The organism is Nocardia sp. NPDC050710 (genome assembly GCF_040654375.1).
Taxonomy (GTDB): Bacteria; Actinomycetota; Actinomycetes; order Mycobacteriales; family Mycobacteriaceae; genus Nocardia.
Window position 1 is genome coordinate 49,241 of sequence record NZ_JBFAHV010000035.1, and the last position, 18,546, is coordinate 67,786.

The 18,546-nt window shown below is 66.3% G+C and carries 10 protein-coding genes, 1 pseudogene and 2 riboswitches; of the genes and pseudogenes, 9 read left to right on the forward strand and 2 right to left on the reverse strand.

Going from position 1 to position 18,546, the window contains the following annotated elements; translation table 11 throughout:
* Positions 1 to 745 precede the first annotated feature (745 nt).
* From AB0H61_RS36270 to AB0H61_RS36280, 3 genes and pseudogenes are all read left to right on the forward strand, one after another.
* Complete coding sequence (locus AB0H61_RS36270; protein WP_357312704.1) at positions 746 to 2,335, forward strand: glycosyltransferase family 39 protein; 1,590 nt, start codon at positions 746 to 748, stop codon at positions 2,333 to 2,335.
* 22 nt (positions 2,336 to 2,357) lie between these two features.
* Positions 2,358 to 4,711: pseudogene (locus AB0H61_RS36275) on the forward strand (MMPL family transporter).
* Positions 4,712 to 4,782: 71 nt separating this feature from the next.
* The gene (locus AB0H61_RS36280; protein ID WP_357312707.1) at positions 4,783 to 5,682 is read left to right on the forward strand and encodes a hypothetical protein; all 900 of its coding nucleotides are present in this window, start codon (positions 4,783 to 4,785) and stop codon (positions 5,680 to 5,682) included.
* Positions 5,683 to 5,816: 134 nt separating this feature from the next.
* Here AB0H61_RS36280 and metE read toward each other — a convergent pair whose 3' ends face one another.
* Positions 5,817 to 8,087: a 5-methyltetrahydropteroyltriglutamate--homocysteine S-methyltransferase gene (metE, locus tag AB0H61_RS36285; protein ID WP_357312739.1), complete on the reverse strand. Its 2,271-nt coding sequence runs from the start codon at positions 8,085 to 8,087 to the stop codon at positions 5,817 to 5,819.
* Positions 8,088 to 8,246: 159 nt separating this feature from the next.
* Positions 8,247 to 8,451: riboswitch (cobalamin riboswitch) on the reverse strand.
* 311 nt (positions 8,452 to 8,762) lie between these two features.
* Positions 8,763 to 8,965, forward strand: a riboswitch (cobalamin riboswitch).
* Positions 8,966 to 9,098: 133 nt separating this feature from the next.
* On the opposite strand from metE, the gene glyA reads away from it, so the two are divergent.
* Both glyA and AB0H61_RS36295 read left to right on the forward strand, forming a co-directional pair.
* Positions 9,099 to 10,400, forward strand: coding sequence for a serine hydroxymethyltransferase (gene glyA / locus AB0H61_RS36290; RefSeq protein ID WP_357312710.1), 1,302 nt, complete (start codon positions 9,099 to 9,101; stop codon positions 10,398 to 10,400).
* Positions 10,401 to 10,483: 83 nt separating this feature from the next.
* Positions 10,484 to 11,473: a methylenetetrahydrofolate reductase gene (locus AB0H61_RS36295; protein ID WP_357312713.1), complete on the forward strand. Its 990-nt coding sequence runs from the start codon at positions 10,484 to 10,486 to the stop codon at positions 11,471 to 11,473.
* A gap of 94 nt (positions 11,474 to 11,567) precedes the next feature.
* Here AB0H61_RS36295 and AB0H61_RS36300 read toward each other — a convergent pair whose 3' ends face one another.
* The gene (locus AB0H61_RS36300; RefSeq protein ID WP_357312716.1) at positions 11,568 to 13,004 is read right to left on the reverse strand and encodes a short-chain fatty acyl-CoA regulator family protein; all 1,437 of its coding nucleotides are present in this window, start codon (positions 13,002 to 13,004) and stop codon (positions 11,568 to 11,570) included.
* 155 nt (positions 13,005 to 13,159) lie between these two features.
* On the opposite strand from AB0H61_RS36300, the gene prpD reads away from it, so the two are divergent.
* The 4 genes from prpD to AB0H61_RS36320 all read left to right on the forward strand — a co-directional run.
* The gene (prpD, locus tag AB0H61_RS36305) at positions 13,160 to 14,662 is read left to right on the forward strand and encodes a 2-methylcitrate dehydratase PrpD (protein WP_357312719.1); all 1,503 of its coding nucleotides are present in this window, start codon (positions 13,160 to 13,162) and stop codon (positions 14,660 to 14,662) included.
* A complete protein-coding gene (gene prpB, locus AB0H61_RS36310) occupies positions 14,662 to 15,573 on the forward strand; it encodes a methylisocitrate lyase (protein ID WP_357312723.1) in 912 nt (303 codons plus the stop codon). Before prpD ends, prpB begins: the two co-directional genes overlap by 1 nt.
* 59 nt (positions 15,574 to 15,632) lie before the next feature.
* The gene (locus AB0H61_RS36315; RefSeq protein ID WP_357312741.1) at positions 15,633 to 16,754 is read left to right on the forward strand and encodes a bifunctional 2-methylcitrate synthase/citrate synthase; all 1,122 of its coding nucleotides are present in this window, start codon (positions 15,633 to 15,635) and stop codon (positions 16,752 to 16,754) included.
* Positions 16,755 to 16,865: 111 nt separating this feature from the next.
* Positions 16,866 to 18,546, forward strand: a 1,681-nt coding sequence (locus AB0H61_RS36320) for a biotin carboxylase N-terminal domain-containing protein (RefSeq protein WP_357312725.1), incomplete at its 3' end; no start/stop codon positions are given.

Below are 18,546 nucleotides of genomic sequence, written 5' to 3' on the forward strand. Positions count from 1 at the left end.
GACCCGGACGGAATAATTCATCGCTCCCCTGAAAATGCCGGCACACCCGCGAAGCGGGACCGATACCCACCGGGAGCGATCTGGCGTACTGTCGCCGTGTGCGTTGGCCTCGATGCTGATTATTGAAGGCCGGTCACCAGGTTGAGATGGATGATCTGGGCTATCCGAGCGTGATGCGCACGAGTTCGGATGGCCCGCGCAGTCGGCTCTCGGCTTCCCCAGCAAGTTGTGAGCACGCCTCACTACCACGGTCGCGACCGAAGGCCCGGTCCACACGGACCGGGTTTCGTCATTCGAATCCGCTCGGTGGCAGGGTGCCACGGGTTCGGCGAACGGTAGCTGCCCCAAAGTTTTTGCGGCACAGGTATCTTCGTACGCCTAACACCGCTGGGCTGGAGTCGAGTCCATCACATCCCGCCGTAGAACGGCAGGTGAATTATTACCGTCAAGTAACGGGGATCTTCCGCAATTCGCAAACCGGGTCATTCACATCAGTCGCGCCGACCAATTGTCGACCGGTTGCCCGGATTCACAGCAATCGGCTATCACGTTGTCTCCCAGTGCATTTGCAGGTTCTAGCGATGCAAAGCTAGCATTTCACCGAGTTACACAATCCGAGCATGACCGCGACGGCCCGCGCACCTAAGTTAGCTGCCCGGGGGGAATCGGTTCATCAGCGAGCAGACGTGCTGAAGCCGTGCGGTGGCATCGAGCGCGTCTGTCGGAAAGTTTTTGGGGGCAGTTCATGACAGCGGTCGTTGCGGTGCGGACCGATCTAAAAGCTATTTCGGATATTCATCCGCAGTTTGCTTTTCGTGGTGTAGCACTAATGGCTTTGATTTCCGTGATAGCGCTGACGGTCACGGCGGGGCGCTACGATTTCTACGGCGACGAACTCTATTTCCTTTCCGCCGGACGACGACTCGACTATACCTACGCGGACCAGGGCGTGGTGGTGCCGCTGTTCGCCCGGATCGCGGACCTGCTCGCACCGGGATCGATAACGGCACTGCGGTTCCCGGCCGTCGTGATGGGCGTGGGTGCGATCGTGGTGGCGGCGCTGATCGCCTACGAACTCCGGGGCAGCCGCCGCGTACAGCTCCTCGCGGCGGGCACCTACGCGACGTCCTACCTGCTGGCCACTCAGGTCGCGTTGAGCACGTTCTCCTTCGACGCAACGCTCACGGCGGTGATCGCGTGGCTGTTCGTCCGTTGGGTTCGTACTCGTCAGGACCGGCTGATCGTCATCGCGGGACTGGTTGCCGCCCTGGATATGCAGGTGAAATGGATGATCCCGCTGGTCTGGGCGTGCCTCGGCCTGGCCGTCATCCTGTGCGGTCCACGGGAAATACTGCGTCGCCCCGCGCTGTGGGTGTCGACCGGGATCCTCGCCTCGTCGCTGATCCCGATTCTCTACTGGCAGTCCCGACACAATTGGCCCCAGCTGGCCATGGGCACAATCATCGGTGCGGAGCAGGACGCCACGGGCTACGGTCCGATCGGTTTCCTTCCGCAGTGGCTCGGTTTGGCAGGCTTACTCGGCTCATTGCTGATCGCAGTCGGATTCTGGGGTGTATTCAAGCAGGAGTCGCTACGCCCGTATCGCTTCATCGCGGTCGCGCTGGTGATCATGACCACGTTTGTCATAATCACTCACGGTCGGCCTTACTATCCCACGGGCTTCTTTCCGGCCATGTTCGCCCTCGGCGCCCTCGCTCTGTGGCAGTACGACCGGAAACGGTGGATGAACCTGGCGATGATTCCGATCGTCGTGACTACGGTGCTGACGTTCATCGCCTCGCTCACCGTCCTGCCGCTGCCATCCAGCTGGCGCACTCCACCCGAGAACGCCATCGATCTCGGCTTCCGGTCGGCGTTTTGGGGAACCACCAATTGGACGCGCTTGGTTTCCGCCGTCGACATCGGCTACGACACCCTGACGCCTGCGGAAAAGGCACACGCCGTCATCGTTGCCCAAGGATATTGGCAGGCAGGAGCTATCGAGGAGTTCGGCGGGCAGTACGACCTGCCCGCCACCTACAGTCCGAGCCGTGGCTTCGGATTCTTCGGCCCGCCGCCGGACTCGGCGACGTCGGTGATCTACGTCGGGTTGGGCACCGCCGAGCCCGACTTGCGAACCCGTTTCGACCGGGTGGAGCGTGTGGCGCAAGTCGACGACCCCATAGGTATCCCCGGCATCGACCGCATGGTCGCCGTCTGGAAATGTCAAGGGCCGAAGCAACACTGGTCTGTCGCGTGGGACTCGATGACCACGCTGTACTTCGACCTCGGCCTCTGGCACGACCCTCGGGCCACTTCTCGACCTACTCGCTGAGCAAACGGAACGGGGTCGCATCGTGTTCGCGTGCTGGGGCAACCTGGTGTACCGGTTACGGTTCGCTGTGCTCGGTACTGTCATAGCCGGATTGCTTGCGCTTGGTGCGTACGGCCTCGGTCTGGGGGATCGTCTCAGTTCCGGGGGCCTCGACGATCCCGGGTCGGACTCCACACGCGCCGCGCAACTGATCGGTGCGGCGTTCGCGCAGAACCACGATGTCGACGTGGTCGCGCTCTACACCGCGCCGCCCGGAACGACCGTCGACGATCCCGAGTTCAGTCGCACGATCATCGACCATCTCAACGGCCTGCCGCGCCGACACCCCGGACAGATCACTGGAATAAACGGCGCCTATTGGCGTACCGAAACCGGCAGAGCCAGCGGACCGCAATTCGCCACACCCGACAAGAAATATGCCGTGGCGACGATCGCCATCCGCGGTGACAACGACAACGACATGCTCCGCAACTACCGCGAGGTCAAGGACGCCTTCGATATCCCCGGTGTGGTTGTTCAGGTAGGTGGGTTGAGACCGGTGGCAGGCACGCTCAACGACACCATGGCCGACGACATCCGGCGAATGGAGGTCCTCGCTTTCCCCATGGTGGCAGTACTGCTGTTTGTCGTCTTCGGCGGCTTGGTCGCGGCTGCGTTGCCCTTGATCGTGGGCGGGCTGACGATGATCGGGGCGAACGGGATCATCCGGTTCGTGACCAACTATACCGAGGTCAATTCGTTTGTCGCACCGGTTATTTCGATGATCGGCCTGGGTTTGGCCATCGACTACGGCCTGTTCGTGGTCAGTCGCTTCCGGGAGGAGCTCGCCGAGGGTTACGACACCCCGGCGGCGGTACGGCGCACGGTAATGACCGCCGGGCGCACGGTGGTGTTTTCCGCGACGATGATCATCGCGAGTGCCGGTGGCATGTTGATCTTCCCCCAGGGGTTCCTCAAATCGATTGCCTACGGAGCTATTTCTGCCGTGTCACTGGCGGCGCTGACTGCGGTCACGATCTTGCCCGCGATGCTGGCCGTCCTCGGCTCGCGGGTGGACATGTTGGGCTTCAAGGGGTTGCGCAGAACCAGGACCTCGGAGGAGGTCGAGGAAAGCTTTTGGGGCAGGACCGCGCGTTGGGTGATGCGGCATCCTCTGAAGGTCGGCGGTACTTTGTGTACTCTTCTTCTGCTGTTGATACTGCCCGTGCATAATCTTGCCTTCGGCGGATACAGCGAGCGATACCTGCCCCCGGACAACAAAACTCGCCTTGCGCAGGAGCAGATCGACAGGTTGTTCCCCGTTCGCAGGTCCGACCCGATCGAACTGGTCTTCGTCTCCGCCGACAGCACTGCTGTCGGTGCCGTCTGGAAGCAGGCGAACGACGCGCCGGGACTATCCGGGAATTTCGACGTGCCACAGCGATCCACCACACGGCCGACCATCTACCGGACCAAGGCACTACTGACAGACTCCAGCCGGGCCGGTACCACTATCGATTACCTGCGGTCGATCCGGACCCCCGAGGGGGTGAGTATGTTCGTCGGCGGGGTGCCCGCTGTCCAGAAAGACAGTCTCGACGCACTGGAGAGCCGGGTGCCGCTGATGATCGGGCTGGTCCTGCTCGTCACGACACTGTTGATGTTCCTGACCTTCGGCTCGCTGATCCTGCCGATCAAGGCAGCGATAACGAGTGCGCTCGGGCTCGGCTCGACCCTGGGCATCCTGACCTGGATCTTTATCGACGGTCACGGCGCCGGGCTGATGAACTTCACCCCACAGCCCATCCAGGCGAACGTGCTGGTGTTGATCATCGCCCTCATCTATGGCCTGTCCACCGACTACGAGGTTTTCCTGCTCTCGCGGATGGTCGAAGCACGCGCGATGGGGGCCTCCACCACCGATGCGGTCCGCATCGGGACAGCGCATACCGGTCGCATCATCACCGCCGCCGCGCTGATCCTGCTCGTCGTTACCGGCGCATTCGCCTTCTCGGATCTGGTGTTGATGCAGTACATCGCATACGGCATGATCGCCGCGCTGCTCATCGACGCCACCGTGCTGCGCATGCTTGTTGTGCCGGCGACGATGAAACTGCTTGGTGACGTCTGTTGGTGGGCGCCCAGCTGGATGAAAAAGATCCAGCAGAAGGTCGGCTTGGGCGAACTCATCCTCGACGATGAACGGCCCGGCAGCACCGACATCATCGACCTCGTCGAGACCCTCCGACAACCGACCCGGTGACCATGCAAATCGGGAGCCCCCTGTCAGTGGGCTTCTCTACGCTGCCGTGCATGACCCGTTCCCGAACCAGACCGCAGCACGCTCCTGACGGCCTTTCGCCCTCGAGCTGGTCGGCACCGACCCTTCTGAGATGAACGCCCCCTCGCTATTTGGGGCCTCGCGGCCCGGCGATGGTGGGCTCTCGCCGGTTGGGGTGGTGTGAGAAGTGTTCAGACTCGATGGCGAGGTAGGTGTCTCCTACAGCCAGATTTATGTCGAGAGTGACCCCGGGGACTTCGGCCCGCGCATGCACGAGGCGTTCGCCGGGCAGCGCGCAGGACTGTGCGGCGCCGCGGTACCCGGCGCACTTTTCCTGAGGACCGGTTTGCACACCGGCAACGTCGGTTTCACCGTCGAAGTGCGCGGCCAGGCTCCCCCGCTCGATCCGGAATGGGAAGACGTCGTGGAGGTCTCCTTCTACCCGCTCTCGGATCAAAGCTTCCTGGTGCAGTGGGCAGGCGAGGACTCCTGGGAACTGGACTTGAAAGAAGGGCTCGACTACCGGGTGCGGTACTGCGCGCAGGGTATGGACCAGGCGCGAGAGAAGGACGTCAGACTCCACGATGAGCCAGTACAGGACCGTTATCTCCTACAGTTCTGGCCCGCCCCGCCCGAACCGGACCGCATAGTGCGCCAGACCTCGCAGGTCGCGGCCTACTCCCATGACTGGGCCCGCCGGCAACCCGATGCCGAGTTCCGCGTGCGGGCCATCATGGCCCAACGACGGGCACACCTCACCCCTGAGGGCGCCGAATCGTTTCGCGACGCCGAATCTCCAGACCAGACCGCGGATATGGCGGTCATCTCCGGCGAGGCCGATCCACAGTCTGTCCGCGAGCAGGTGAGAGTGCTGAGCTCCTATCCCACGGCAGATTGTTCAAGTGCGGCAACAAGCTTCGAACAAGATCAACACACGCATACCACCTTCACCCATGTCGTGACGGATCTTGCGATGACACGCCGACCAGCGCGATCACGCTATCTGCGCCAGAACCGCCTGAAGGGACCACCTTGTTGCCAGTCGTGGGACCACCGTCGGCAAGCGATCCGACGAGCGAATCGCTGAGGCACCTCGGCAGGCACAGGCGATCACGTCGAATCCAGCTCCGGGCGAACGACTACAACTTGTTGCCAGATACGTGTGGTGTTGTCGGCGTCGGCGCGCTGGGCGCCGACGCCGACACGATCCTCGAACCTCGGTCAGCGCAGCGCGGCTGCCGCGGCGACGAGGTTGCGCAGTGAAGCTTCGACCTCGACCGGTCCGCGGGTCTTCAGACCGCAGTCCGGGTTCACCCAGAGCCGCTCGGCCGGAACAGCTTTCAGTGCCGCCTGCAACGAGGTGGTGATCTCCTCGACCGAAGGCACACGCGGGGAGTGGATGTCGTAGACGCCAGGACCGACGCCGAGGTCGAAGCCCGCGGCGTTGAGGTCGTCGAGAACCTCCATGTGCGAGCGGGCGGCCTCGATCGAGGTGACGTCGGCGTCCAGGCCGGCGATCGCTCCGATGACCTCACCGAATTCGGAATAGCACAGATGGGTGTGGATCTGGGTGGTGTCGGCGACACCGGAGGTCGCCAGACGGAACGAATCCACCGACCACGCAAGGTAATCCGGCTGCTCGGCCGCACGCAGGGGGAGCAGCTCGCGCAGGGCGGGTTCGTCGACCTGGATGATGCGCGCGCCACCGGTTTCGAGGTCGGTGACTTCGTCGCGGATGGCGAGGGCGACCTGACGAGCGGATTCGCCCAGCGGCTGGTCGTCGCGGACGAAGGACCACGCCAGGATGGTGACGGGTCCGGTGAGCATGCCCTTGACCGGCTTGGTGGTGCGTGACTGGGCGTAGCCGATCCAGTCGGTGGTCATCGGCGCGGGCCGGACGACGTCACCGAAGAGGATCGGCGGGCGCACGCAGCGGGTGCCGTAGGACTGCACCCAGCCGTTGTCGGTGGCGGCGAAGCCGTCGAGCAGCTCGGCGAAGTACTGGACCATGTCGTTGCGCTCGGGTTCGCCGTGAACCAGCACATCCAGGCCCAGGCGTTCCTGCAGCGCGATGACGTCGTCGATCTCCCCGTGCATCCGTGTCACGTACTCGGCCTGGTCGATCTCGCCCTTGCGCAGCGCGGCGCGGGCGAGCCGGATCGCCGAGGTCTGCGGGTAGGAGCCGATCGTGGTGGTCGGCAGCAATGGCAGGTCCAGATGCGCCCGCTGCTTGGCGCGCCGTTCGTCGGCGGGAGCCCGCTCGATGTCGGCGGGGGTGAGCGCGGCCAGGCGGGCACGGACCGTGTCGTTGTGCAGGCGAGGGTCGGTGCGGCGCGACTCGGCGGCGTCGCGGGCCGCGCGCAGCTCTGCGGCGACGGTGTCGGTGCCCTGGGTCAATGCCGTGGCGAGTACGCGAACTTCGTCGACCTTCTCGGCGCCGAATGCCAGCCACGACCGCAGCCGCTCGTCGAGCGCGGCTTCCGGGGTGAGCGAGTACGGAACGTGCAGCAGGGAGCACGAACTCGACACCGCGACCGAGGCGGCGCTGCCCAGCAGCGAACCGAGGGTGCTCAGCGCGGCGTCGAGATCGGTGCGCCAGATGTTGCGGCCGTCGACGACACCGGCCACCAGCAGTTTGTGCGTCAGCGCGGGGACCGAGGCGATGGCCTCGACGGTGGTGCCGGTGGTGAAGTCGACCGCGATCGCGTCTACCGGGGTGGCCGCGATCTCGGCGAGCGCGGCATCGGTGTGGCCGAAGTAGGTGGCGATCAGGATCGCGGGCCGGTCGGTGCTCGAGGCCAGCTCGGTGTAGGTGGCGCGTACCGCCGCGAGCTCGCTGTCGCTCAGGTCGGTCACCAGGATCGGCTCATCGATCTGGACCCACGCGACACCGGCGGCCGCGAGCCGGGCGAGCAGGTCCCGGTACAGCGGGAGCAACTCGGCGAGGCGGTCCAACGGCGCACCATCGGCATGCTTGGCCAGCTTCAGGAAGGTCAGCGGCCCGATGACGACCGGACGGGCCGGGATCCCGAGCTCGTCGGCCTCGGTGAGCTCGGCGAACAGCTTCTCCGGGTGCAGCGAGAACCGGGTGCCGCCGTCGATCTCGGGGACGATGTAGTGGTAGTTGGTGTCGAACCATTTGGTCATCTCGAGCGGCGCGATCGAGTCGGTGCCGCGAGCAGCGGCGAAGTAGCGATCGAGCGGGTCGGCGATCTCGGCGACCCGTGGCGGCAGCGCACCCAGCAGGACGGCGGTGTCGAGGACCTGGTCGTAGTAGGAGAAGGTGCCGACCGGGATCGAGTCCAGGCCGGCGGCGGCGAGCAGGCTCAGATGAGCATGGCGCAGCTCGCGCGCGACGGTGTGCAGGTGATTGGCGTCGACCTTGCCGGCCCAGTAGGCCTCGGTGGCGCGCTTGAGTTCACGGTTCGGCCCAACTCGGGGCAGCCCCAGAACAGTGGCGGTGAAGGGGGTGTGCGGAACGGCCACGATCATCGTCTCCGGTACGGGTGGGATGGCCACAGCCTGTCGTGGGCAGCACCGACCACCGACCGTGCGAACACGCGCGAAAACCGCGCCCGCTCCGGACAGGTCCGGCGGGTCGGAAATTGTCGGTCCGTGCGCCCAATCCACGAGGCGGAGGCCGCCGGACACGGCGTGTCCGGCGCAACGGGCAGGTCTTCGGACTTGTGGGCACCGGCCGATTCGGCCGACCTACTGGCCGTCGCTTCCCAGGGAGGTGCCCAGTGCTCGATGACGGCGGTCGTTCCCACTCACCGCTGCGGGACAGTCCCGGATTCCCACCGGGTTCCCTCTTGCCGGACACCGGTCTCCCGGCGCCCGGTTTCGACACGATCACCGGAGCTCGGGACTCCGACTCTGCACAGTGAACGTGAACCAGCTGCGCCGACCATGCTAGTCCAGAATCGCCCAGCGGCGATGGCCAGGCGGATCGCCCGGCCGTCCCAGGCTTTTTCTCTGTGAGGCCCGTCATAGTGGAAAGGCCGCTCGAGGGTGGCTTTTCGAGGCGATATCAGGGTGTCGGGGTGGGCGATGGTCCACCGTGGTAGCGGTGCGTGGGTTGTGTGTGCACTGCGGTGTCGTATTCTGTGCGGGCAGCTGGTTCGCCGGTGGCCTGGATGTCGGGAGTCCCCGCTCGGTCGTCGGCGTCGACACCTCGCGCCGTGTGGCGTTTCGGGGTGGAGAGGGAACCCGGTGGAAATCCGGGGCTGTCCCGCAGCGGTAAGCAGGAACGAACATCGTCAACAGCACTGGGCCACCCATGCCCGGGAAGCGGCGGTCAGTAGGTGGCGCGGGGGGTCCCCGGCCGGTGCCTGTAAGTCCGAAGACCTGCCACTGTGCCGGATACGCCGTGTCCGGGGGTCGTCGCCTCGTGGATCGGGCGCTCACCGGCAGGTTCCCGAATCGTGTTGTGCGAGTTGGGGGTTCCGCTGTCGTGCGTCCATTGGCGTCAGGCCGTTGCTGCCACCCGACGGAGAACACATCGTGGCCCAGTCCGCTACCGCTGCTGTTTCGGTGAATACCCAGTCTCTCGGTGAGCTCGATCCCGAGTTGGCCGCCGCAATGGCGGGCGAGCTCGCCCGCGAGCGCGACACCCTCGAGATGATCGCCTCGGAGAACTTCGTGCCGCGCGCGGTCCTGCAGGCGCAGGGTTCCGTGCTCACCAACAAGTACGCCGAGGGCTACCCGGGCCGCCGCTACTACGGTGGCTGTGAGGCCGTCGACGTGGTGGAGACCCTGGCGCGCGACCGCGCCAAGGAGCTCTTCGGCGCCGAGTTCGCCAACGTGCAGCCCCACTCCGGCGCCCAAGCCAACGCCGCGGTGCTGATGGCGCTGATGAACCCGGGCGAGACCCTGCTGGGCCTGGACCTGGCCCACGGCGGTCACCTCACCCACGGCATGCGCCTGAACTTCTCCGGCAAGCTCTACGACGTCCACTCGTACGGGGTGAGCAAGGAGGACCACCGCATCGACATGGACGAGGTGCGTGACATCGCCAAGGCGGCCAAGCCGAAGGTGATCGTCGCCGGCTGGTCGGCCTACCCGCGCCACCAGGACTTCGCGAAGTTCCGCGAGATCGCCGACGAGGTCGGCGCCTACCTGTGGGTCGACATGGCGCACTTCGCCGGTCTGGTCGCCGCCGGTCTGCACCCCTCGCCGGTGCCGTATGCCGACGTGGTGTCCTCCACCGTGCACAAGACCCTCGGCGGCCCCCGCTCCGGTCTGATCCTGGCCAAGCAGGAATTCGGCAAGAAGCTGAACTCGGCGGTGTTCCCGGGTCAGCAGGGTGGCCCGCTGATGCACGTGATCGCCGCCAAGGCCGCCGCATTCAAGATCGCCGCGACCGACGAGTTCAAGGACCGTCAGGTGCGCACCCTGTCCGGTTCCCGCATCCTCGCCGAGCGCCTGACCGGAGCCGACGTCGAGGACAAGGGCGTCTCCGTGCTCACCGGCGGCACCGACGTGCACCTGGTCCTGGTCGACCTGCGCAACTCCGAGCTCGACGGCCAGCAGGCCGAGGACCTCCTGCACGAGGTCGGCATCACGGTCAACCGCAACGCCGTCCCGTTCGACCCGCGCCCGCCGATGGTCACCTCCGGCCTGCGCATCGGCACCGCCGCCCTGGCCACCCGCGGCTTCGGCGACGCCGAGTTCACCGAGGTCGCCGACATCATCGCCGCCGCCCTCGCAGGCACCTCCGACACCGAGACCCTGCGCGCCCGCGTCGCCAAGCTGGCCCAGAGCGTCCCGCTCTACCAGGGCCTCGAAGACTGGAAGTTCATCTGACCGGATATTCGCCACTGGGGATCGGCCGCGATGCGGCACCTGGTGGCGATCCGGGAATGGCGTGGGGTTCGAGGAGACCAAAGATGACGAGGACCGGTTCGGGGCGACCTGAGTGCGGTGAAACCGACAGCGTCGGCCACTCGGTCGCGCAGAGGTTGCGTGCGCACGCAGGCGTGGGTGCGGGCGTGCCGTTCTCGGTGGAGTTCAATCCGCCGCGAGACAGTGCGGGGGAGGCGCGGTTGTGGCGGGCGGTGCGCGAGTTCGAGCGCATGCATCCGGCGTTCGTGTCGATGACCTATGGCGCGGGTGGCTCGACGAAGGACCGCACGGTCCGTATCACCGGGGAACTGGCACGGGAGACAACGCTGCTGCCGGTGGCGCATCTGACCGCGGTGGGACACAGTGTCGCGGAACTACGTTCCCTGGTCGGCTCCTACGCCGATTCCGGGATCCGCAATCTGCTCGTCCTGCGCGGAGACCCGCCGGGTGACCCCTTGGGTCCGTGGGCGAAACATCCCGAAGGTGTGCACTACGCCGAGGAACTGGTGCGGATCGTGCGCGACCTCGGTGCTTTCCACGTCGGTGTCGCCTCCTTCCCCCAGGGCCACCACCGTTCCCCTGACCTCGACCACGACACCAGGTTCCTGGTGGCCAAACTGCGTGCGGGCGCGGAGTATTCGATCACCCAGATGTTCTTCGACGTCGAGCACTACCTACGGTTGCGGGATCGGGTCAGCGCGCTGGACCCGGAGCAGGGCGCCAAACCCATTATCCCGGAGCTCATGCCCATCACCTCGCTGCGGACAGTCGCTCGAGCCGAAGAACTGTGCGGGCGCCCACTGCCCGAATCGGTCATGGCCCGACTGCGCCGGGCCGCGGGCAGCGGTCCGGAGCCGGATCAGTCGGCGGTTCGTGCCGAAGGCATTGCGATCGCCACCGAGATGGCCGAACGTCTCATTCGAGAGGGCGCGCCGTGCCTGCATTTCATCACGCTGAACTTCGCCAAGGCGACCGGCGAGGTGTTGACCAACCTGGGCTATGGCGTGGGGGAGGCGCCGCTGCCGGTGCGCTGAGCGCGCCACAACTCGTCGCGCCCACACTGGGTCCGTGGCCACTGTCGCTCTTCATGGAAGTGGCCACGGACCTGTTGCGGCGCCGTGGCAGGGGTCAGCTCCGGTCGGGAGCGGGACGGTCGGCAGGGGTGTAGGGGATATTGGCGGCCCGGTTGTCATCGACACGGATGGCGCGGCCGAGCTGAGGGAACGCGCGTTGCGCGCAAGCCGGACGTTCGCACACCTTGCAGCCCGCGCCGATGGGCACCGCGGTGGCGTCGTCGTTGAGCGGCAGGCCGCTGGAGTACACCAGCTTCTCGGCATAGGCGATGTCGCAGCCGAGACCGATCGCGAAATCGCGTTTGGGGGAGAGGAATCCGGGAGTGCTCTCGTCGGTGGTGCGGGCCAGCCACAGATATTTGCGGCCGTCGGGCATCTGAGCGATCTGGGTATGGATCCGGCCCGGGGCGGCGAAGGCGTTGTGCACCACCCACAGCGGGCAGCTGCCGCCAACGCGGGAGAAATGGAACGCCGTGGCGGACTGGCGTTTGGAGATATTGCCCGCCCGGTCGACGCGCACGAAGAAGAACGGCACACCACGCTGACCGGCTCGCTGCATGGTGGAGAGCCGGTGGCAGACCGTCTCGAAACCGACCTCGAACATCGACGACAGCAACTCGATGTCGTAGCGCAACTCTTCGGCGGCATTGCGAAACCTGGTGTAGGGCAGGATGAGCGCACCCGCGAAGTAGTTGGCCAGCCCGATGCGCAGGAGATCGCGGGACTCGGTGGGCATGGTCACCGTGGCCGTGATGGCCTCGATCGTGTGGTTGTGGGTGAGGAAGGCGAGCTGGGTGGCGAGCTGAAAGGCACGCTGTCCGGCCGAGAGCCTGCGCGCGAGCACGATCTGGCGGGCGACGGGATCGAAGATTCGTTTGGGGCCGGGATCGGTGGGATCGTCGGAGCGTATCGTCACGGTGATGCCGTGCTGCTGGTGCAACAGCCTGGTCAGCTGTAGGTCCAATCCGCCTATGCTGAGCCGGTTCTCGGTGAACAGGGTCTCGGCGGCCAGATCGAGTTCGGGAATGTGGTTGCGGCGGTCATAGAAGAAGTCGCGCACGTCCTCGTATGGTGTCGCGGCCGCCGCTGCCGTCGCCGGGGTCTCGAGACCGGCGGAGAACTGCTCGATCTGCTGGGTGGTGCTGGTGAGCCTGCGATGCAGGCTCACCAGCAGATGGGCGGCCGCGGGTACCCGCGCCACCAGGTCCTCGAGTTCGGCATTGCTGATGCTCGCGGTATCGGGGTCCTCGACGAAGACATCGTGCAGATCAGCCAGCAGCCGAGCGTCGGTCCCGGCGGTGAAGAATCCCATGTCGAGGTCGAAGGTGGCGTTGAGCTTGAGCAGCACCTGCACGGTGAGTGGGCGCTGATCGTTCTCGAGCTGGTTGATATAGCTCACCGATAGCCCGAGCAGCTTCGCCATCGCCGTCTGCGACAGCCCGCGCTGTTCGCGCAGCGTCCGCAGCCGCGCGCCCGCGTACATCTTCTGCATGTCCCGAATCTAGCACCCGCCTCTTCCACAATTTTCACAAATTTGCCGGGAAGGTTTCACAAATTTCGGCATCTGTGAGGCATTTTCCCTGGTGGCAACCCTGTGTAGCGTGCGAAATGTATCGGTGAATATTCGACGCCTGGGAGGCCCCCGCTGTGAAGAACCATCTCGTCTGCACCCACCGCTCCGCCGAGGACTTCCCTCGTGAGGAGCACCTGGCCTGGCGGATCGCCGAGGTTGCCGCCGACGTGGTGGAGGTGCCGGCCGACACCGAGGAGATGATCGTCAACCGGATCATCGACAACGCCTCGGTCGCCGCGGCGTCCATCACCCGCCGTCCGGTCGCCAACGCACGCGCCCAGGCACTGGCGCACCCCTACGGACCCGGCGCCGCGGTGTTCGGTGTGCCCGGCCGGTTCTCCCCCGAGTGGGCGGCGTGGGCCAACGGTGTCGCAGTGCGTGAGCTGGACTTCCACGATACGTTCCTGGCCGCCGAGTACTCCCACCCCGGTGACAACATCCCCTCGATCCTGGCCGCCGCCCAGCACACCGGCCGCAGCGGCGCCGACCTGATCCGCGGTCTGGCCACCGGCTACGAGATCCAGGTCGACCTGGTCCGCGCGATCTGCCTGCACGAGCACAAGATCGACCACGTCGCCCACCTCGGCCCCTCGGCCGCCGCAGGCATCGGCACCCTGCTCGGCCTCGACACCGAGACCATCTACCAGGCGATCGGCCAGGCGCTGCACACCACCACCGCGACCCGCCAGTCCCGCAAGGGCGAGATCTCGAGCTGGAAGGCCTACGCACCGGCCTTCGCCGGAAAGATGGCCGTCGAGGCTGTCGATCGCGCGATGCGCGGTGAAGGCGCCCCTTCGCCGATCTGGGAGGGCGAAGACGGTGTCATCGCCTGGCTGCTCGGCGGCCCGAATGCCGAGTACTCCGTGCCGCTGCCCGCACCGGGAGAGGCCAAGCGCGGCATCCTCGACACCTACACCAAGGAGCACTCGGCCGAGTACCAGAGCCAGGCGCCGATCGACCTGGCGTTCCGCCTGCGCGAGCGCATCGGCGATCTCGATCAGGTCGCCTCGATCGTGCTGCACACCAGCCATCACACCCACTACGTGATCGGCACCGGCTCCAACGACCCGCAGAAGTTCGACCCCAAGGCCTCGCGCGAGACCCTGGACCACTCGATCATGTACATCTTCGCGGTCGCCCTGCAGGACGGCACCTGGCACCACGAGCGGTCCTACGCGCCTGAGCGCGCGCAGCGCCCCGACACCATCGAGCTGTGGCAGAAGATCTCCACCGCTGAGGACCCGGAGTGGACCCGCCGCTACCACTCCACCGACCCGAACGAGAAGGCCTTCGGCGCCCGCGCCGAGGTCACCCTGAAGAGCGGTGAGGTGATCGTCGACGAGCTGGCCGTCGCCGACGCGCACCCGCTGGGCGCGCGGCCCTTCGCCCGCGAGCAGTACATCGCCAAGTTCCGCACCCTCGCCGAGGGCGTCATCGAGCCCGCCGAGCAGGACCGCTTCCTTGAGGTCGCCCAGCGCACCCCGCAGCTGTCCGCCGAGGAGCTGGGTCAGCTGAACTTCACCGTCTCCGACGAGGTGCTCGCCCGCACGCCGCAGCTGCCGAAGGGACTGTTCTGATGACCGGCCTGCTCGCGGCCTCGAACTCGGCCGCCGACAAGCGCGCCGCATTCAAGGCGGGCCTGGCCTCCGGCACCATTCAGCGCTTCCCGGGTGCGTTCAATCCGTTGGTGGCCAAGCTGATCCAGGAGATCGGCTTCGAGGGTGTCTATGTCTCGGGCGCGGTGCTCTCGGCCGATCTCGGCCTGCCCGATATCGGTCTCACCACGCTCACCGAGGTGGCCGGGCGCGGGCAGCAGATCGCCCGCGTCACCGAGCTGCCGGTGCTCATCGACGCCGACACCGGCTTCGGTGAACCGATGAGCGCCGCGCGCACGGTGACGGTCATGGAGGACGCGGGCATCGCGGGCCTGCACCTCGAGGACCAGGTCAATCCGAAGCGCTGCGGGCACCTCGACGGCAAGGCCGTCGTGCCCACCGAGGAGATGGTTCGGCGGCTCGGCGCCGCGGTCGCGGCCCGGCGTGATCCGGACTTCGTGATCTGCGCGCGCACCGACGCCGCCGGCATCGAGGGCATCGACGCGGCGATCGACCGGGCCGAGGCCTACGCCGACGCCGGCGCCGACCTGATCTTCACCGAGGCCCTGTACACCCCGGCCGACTTCGAGAAGTTCCGGGCCGCGGTCTCGATTCCGTTGCTGGCCAATATGACCGAGTTCGGCAAGTCGGAATTGCTGTCGGCCAAGACGCTGGAGTCGATCGGCTACAACGCCGTGATCTACCCGGTGACGACTCTGCGGCTGGCCATGTTCGCCGCCGAGACCGGCCTGCGCGAGATCGCGGCCACCGGTACCCAGTCGGGGCTGCTGGATCAGATGCAGCACCGCAGCAGGCTCTACGAGCTGCTGCAGTACGAGCGATACAACGAATTCGATTCCGACATATTCAATTTCACCCTCGGAAGGTCATAATGAGCACTGTATCGCGCAGCGATTCGGCGAGGGGCGGCGGTCGGGCGGCGGGTGGGCTGGTGGATACCGCAATCCCTACCATCTACAAGGGCCTGGCGGGCGTCGTCGTCGACACCACCGCGATCTCCAAGGTGGTGCCCGAAACGAACTCGCTGACCTACCGCGGTTACGCGGTCCAGGATCTGGCCGCGCACTGCACCTTCGAGCAGGTCGCCTACCTGCTCTGGTACGGCGAGCTACCGAACGATGCCCAGTACGCGCAGTTCCTGCAGCAGGAGCGCGCCGCCCGCCGGGCCGATCGCTCGCTGCTGGCGCTCATCGCGAAGATGCCCGACAACTGCCACCCGATGGACGTGGTGCGCACCGCGATCAGCTGGCTCGGCGCCGAGGACCCGGAAGAGTGGGACAACTCGCCGAAGGCCAACCGCGCCAAGGCCTTGCGCATGATGGCCGTGCTGCCGACCATTGTGGCCGCCGATCACCGCAAGCGGCACGGGCTGGAGCCCATCGCGCCACATTCGCATATGGGTTTCGCGGAGAACTTCCTGAACATGTGTTTCGGGAAGGTCCCTGCCCCGGAGCTGGTGAAGGCGTTCGAGGTCTCGCTGATCCTCTACGCCGAGCACAGCTTCAACGCCTCCACCTTCGCCGCCCGGGTGGTCACGTCCACGCTGTCGGACATCTACAGCGCGGTGACCGCCGCCATCGGCGCGCTCAAGGGCCCGCTGCACGGCGGGGCGAACGAGGCGGTCATGCACGACATGATCGAGATCGGCGACCCCGCGCTGGCCGAGGAGTGGATGCGCAACAAGCTGGCCAAGAAGGACAAGGTGATGGGCTTCGGCCACCGGGTCTACAAGAACGGTGATTCCCGGGTCCCCACCATGAAGCAGGCCTTCCTGGATGTCGCGGCCGTCACCGGCGGGGCCAAGTGGGTCCAGATGTACGAGATCCTCGAGCAGACGATGGTCGAGGCCACCGGCATCAAGCCGAATCTCGACTTCCCGACCGGCCCCGCCTACTACCTGCTCGGCTTCGACATCGAGGTCTTCACCCCGATCTTCGTGATGAGCCGGATCACCGGGTGGACCGCCCACATCATCGAGCAAGGGGAATCCAACGCCCTGATCCGTCCACTGAGCGAGTACGTGGGCGTGCCGCAACGCACTGTCGTGGCCTGACACCCAGCGCACGGCACCTGACCCAACGGCCCGTACTCACCCGTACGGGCCGTCTCCCATTTCCGGCGTCGACACCGCCGACGTCGAAGAATCGAAGAGGTACTCCGCCCCATGTTCTCGAAAGTCCTGGTAGCCAACCGCGGCGAGATCGCCATCCGCGCCTTCCGCGCCGCCTATGAACTCGGCGCGAAAACTGTCGCGGTGTTCCCCCACGAGGACCGCAACTCCGCACATCGGCTCAAGGCCGACGAGTCCTACCAGATCGGCGAACCCGGGCATCCGGTCCGTGCCTACCTGTCGGTGGGCCAGATCATCGCCACCGCACGCACGTCCGGCGCGGACGCGGTGTACCCGGGCTACGGGTTCCTCTCCGAGAACCCCGACCTGGCCGCCGCCTGTGCCGCTGTGGGCATCACCTTCATCGGTCCCTCACCCGAGGTGCTGGAACTGACCGGCAACAAGGCCCGTGCGATCGCCGCCGCCAAAGCCGCCGGGCTTCCGGTCCTGGCCTCGACACCACCCTCGGCCGATGTCGAGGAACTGCTCACGGCCGCGCAGTCGATGGACTTCCCGGTCTTCGTCAAAGCCGTCGCCGGCGGTGGTGGGCGTGGCATGCGCCGAGTGGAGGATCCTGCCCAGTTGCGATCGGCAATCGAAGCGGCAGCGCGCGAAGCCGAAGCGGCCTTCGGCGACCCGACGGTGTTCCTCGAGCAGGCCGTGATCAACCCACGCCACATCGAAGTGCAGATCCTGGCCGACCAGTACGGCAATGTCATCCATCTGTTCGAGCGCGACTGCTCGCTGCAACGCCGCCATCAGAAGGTCATCGAACTCGCACCCGCCCCGAACCTGGATCCCGCACTGCGCGAAACCATCTGCGCCGACGCGGTGGCCTTCGCCCGTCAGATCGGCTACACCTGTGCCGGTACGGTGGAGTTCCTGCTCGACGAGCGCGGCAATCACGTCTTCATCGAGATGAACCCGCGCATCCAGGTCGAGCACACGGTCACCGAGGAGATCACCGACGTCGACCTGGTCCAGGCCCAGCTCCGCATCGCCTCCGGCGCGAGCCTCGAGGAACTGGGCCTACGCCAGGACTCGATCACCATCCGTGGTGCGGCGCTGCAGTGCCGGATCACCACCGAGGACCCCGCCGCCGGATTCCGGCCCGATACCGGCCGCATCACCGGATACCGTTCACCCGGCGGCGCGGGTGTGCGCCTCGACGGTGGCGCGAACGTCGGTGCCGAAGTCAGCGCCCACTTCGACTCCATGCTGGTCAAACTCACCTGCCGTGGCCGGGACTTCCCGACCGCGATCTCGCGTGCTCGCCGTGCGGTGACCGAGTTCCGCATCCGTGGACTGGCCACCAATATCCCCTTCCTGCAAGCCGTTCTGGATGACCCGGACTTTCAGGCCGGCCGGGTCACGACCTCGTTCATCGATGAACGACCGGAGTTGCTGACCCGCCACACCTCTGCCGACCGCGCATCGAAGATCCTGGAATACCTCGCCGACGTCACGGTCAACAAGCCCTACGGTGACCGGCCGACGACGGTCTACCCGCACGACAAGCTGCCCGCCCTCGACCTGCGTCTGCCGCCGTCGGCCGGTTCGAGGCAGCGCCTGCTCGCCCTCGGCCCGGACGGTTTCGCCCGCGCCCTGCGCGAGCAGAAGGCGCTCGCGGTCACCGACAGCACCTTCCGCGACGCGCACCAGTCGTTGCTCGCGACCCGGGTGCGTACCAACGGCCTGCTCGGCGTCGCCGGGCATGTGGCGCGGCTGACCCCCG

Bases quoted from the DNA above. Each gene is read 5' to 3' on its own strand.
- AB0H61_RS36270 (WP_357312704.1), top strand. From the start codon at position 746: ATGACAGCGGTCGTTGCGGTGCGGACCGATCTAAAAGCTATTTCGGAT.
- metE (WP_357312739.1), bottom strand. From the start codon at position 8,087: ATGATCGTGGCCGTTCCGCACACCCCCTTCACCGCCACTGTTCTGGGG.
- AB0H61_RS36295 (WP_357312713.1), top strand. From the start codon at position 10,484: ATGACGAGGACCGGTTCGGGGCGACCTGAGTGCGGTGAAACCGACAGC.
- AB0H61_RS36300 (WP_357312716.1), bottom strand. From the start codon at position 13,004: ATGCAGAAGATGTACGCGGGCGCGCGGCTGCGGACGCTGCGCGAACAG.
- prpB (WP_357312723.1), top strand. From the start codon at position 14,662: ATGACCGGCCTGCTCGCGGCCTCGAACTCGGCCGCCGACAAGCGCGCC.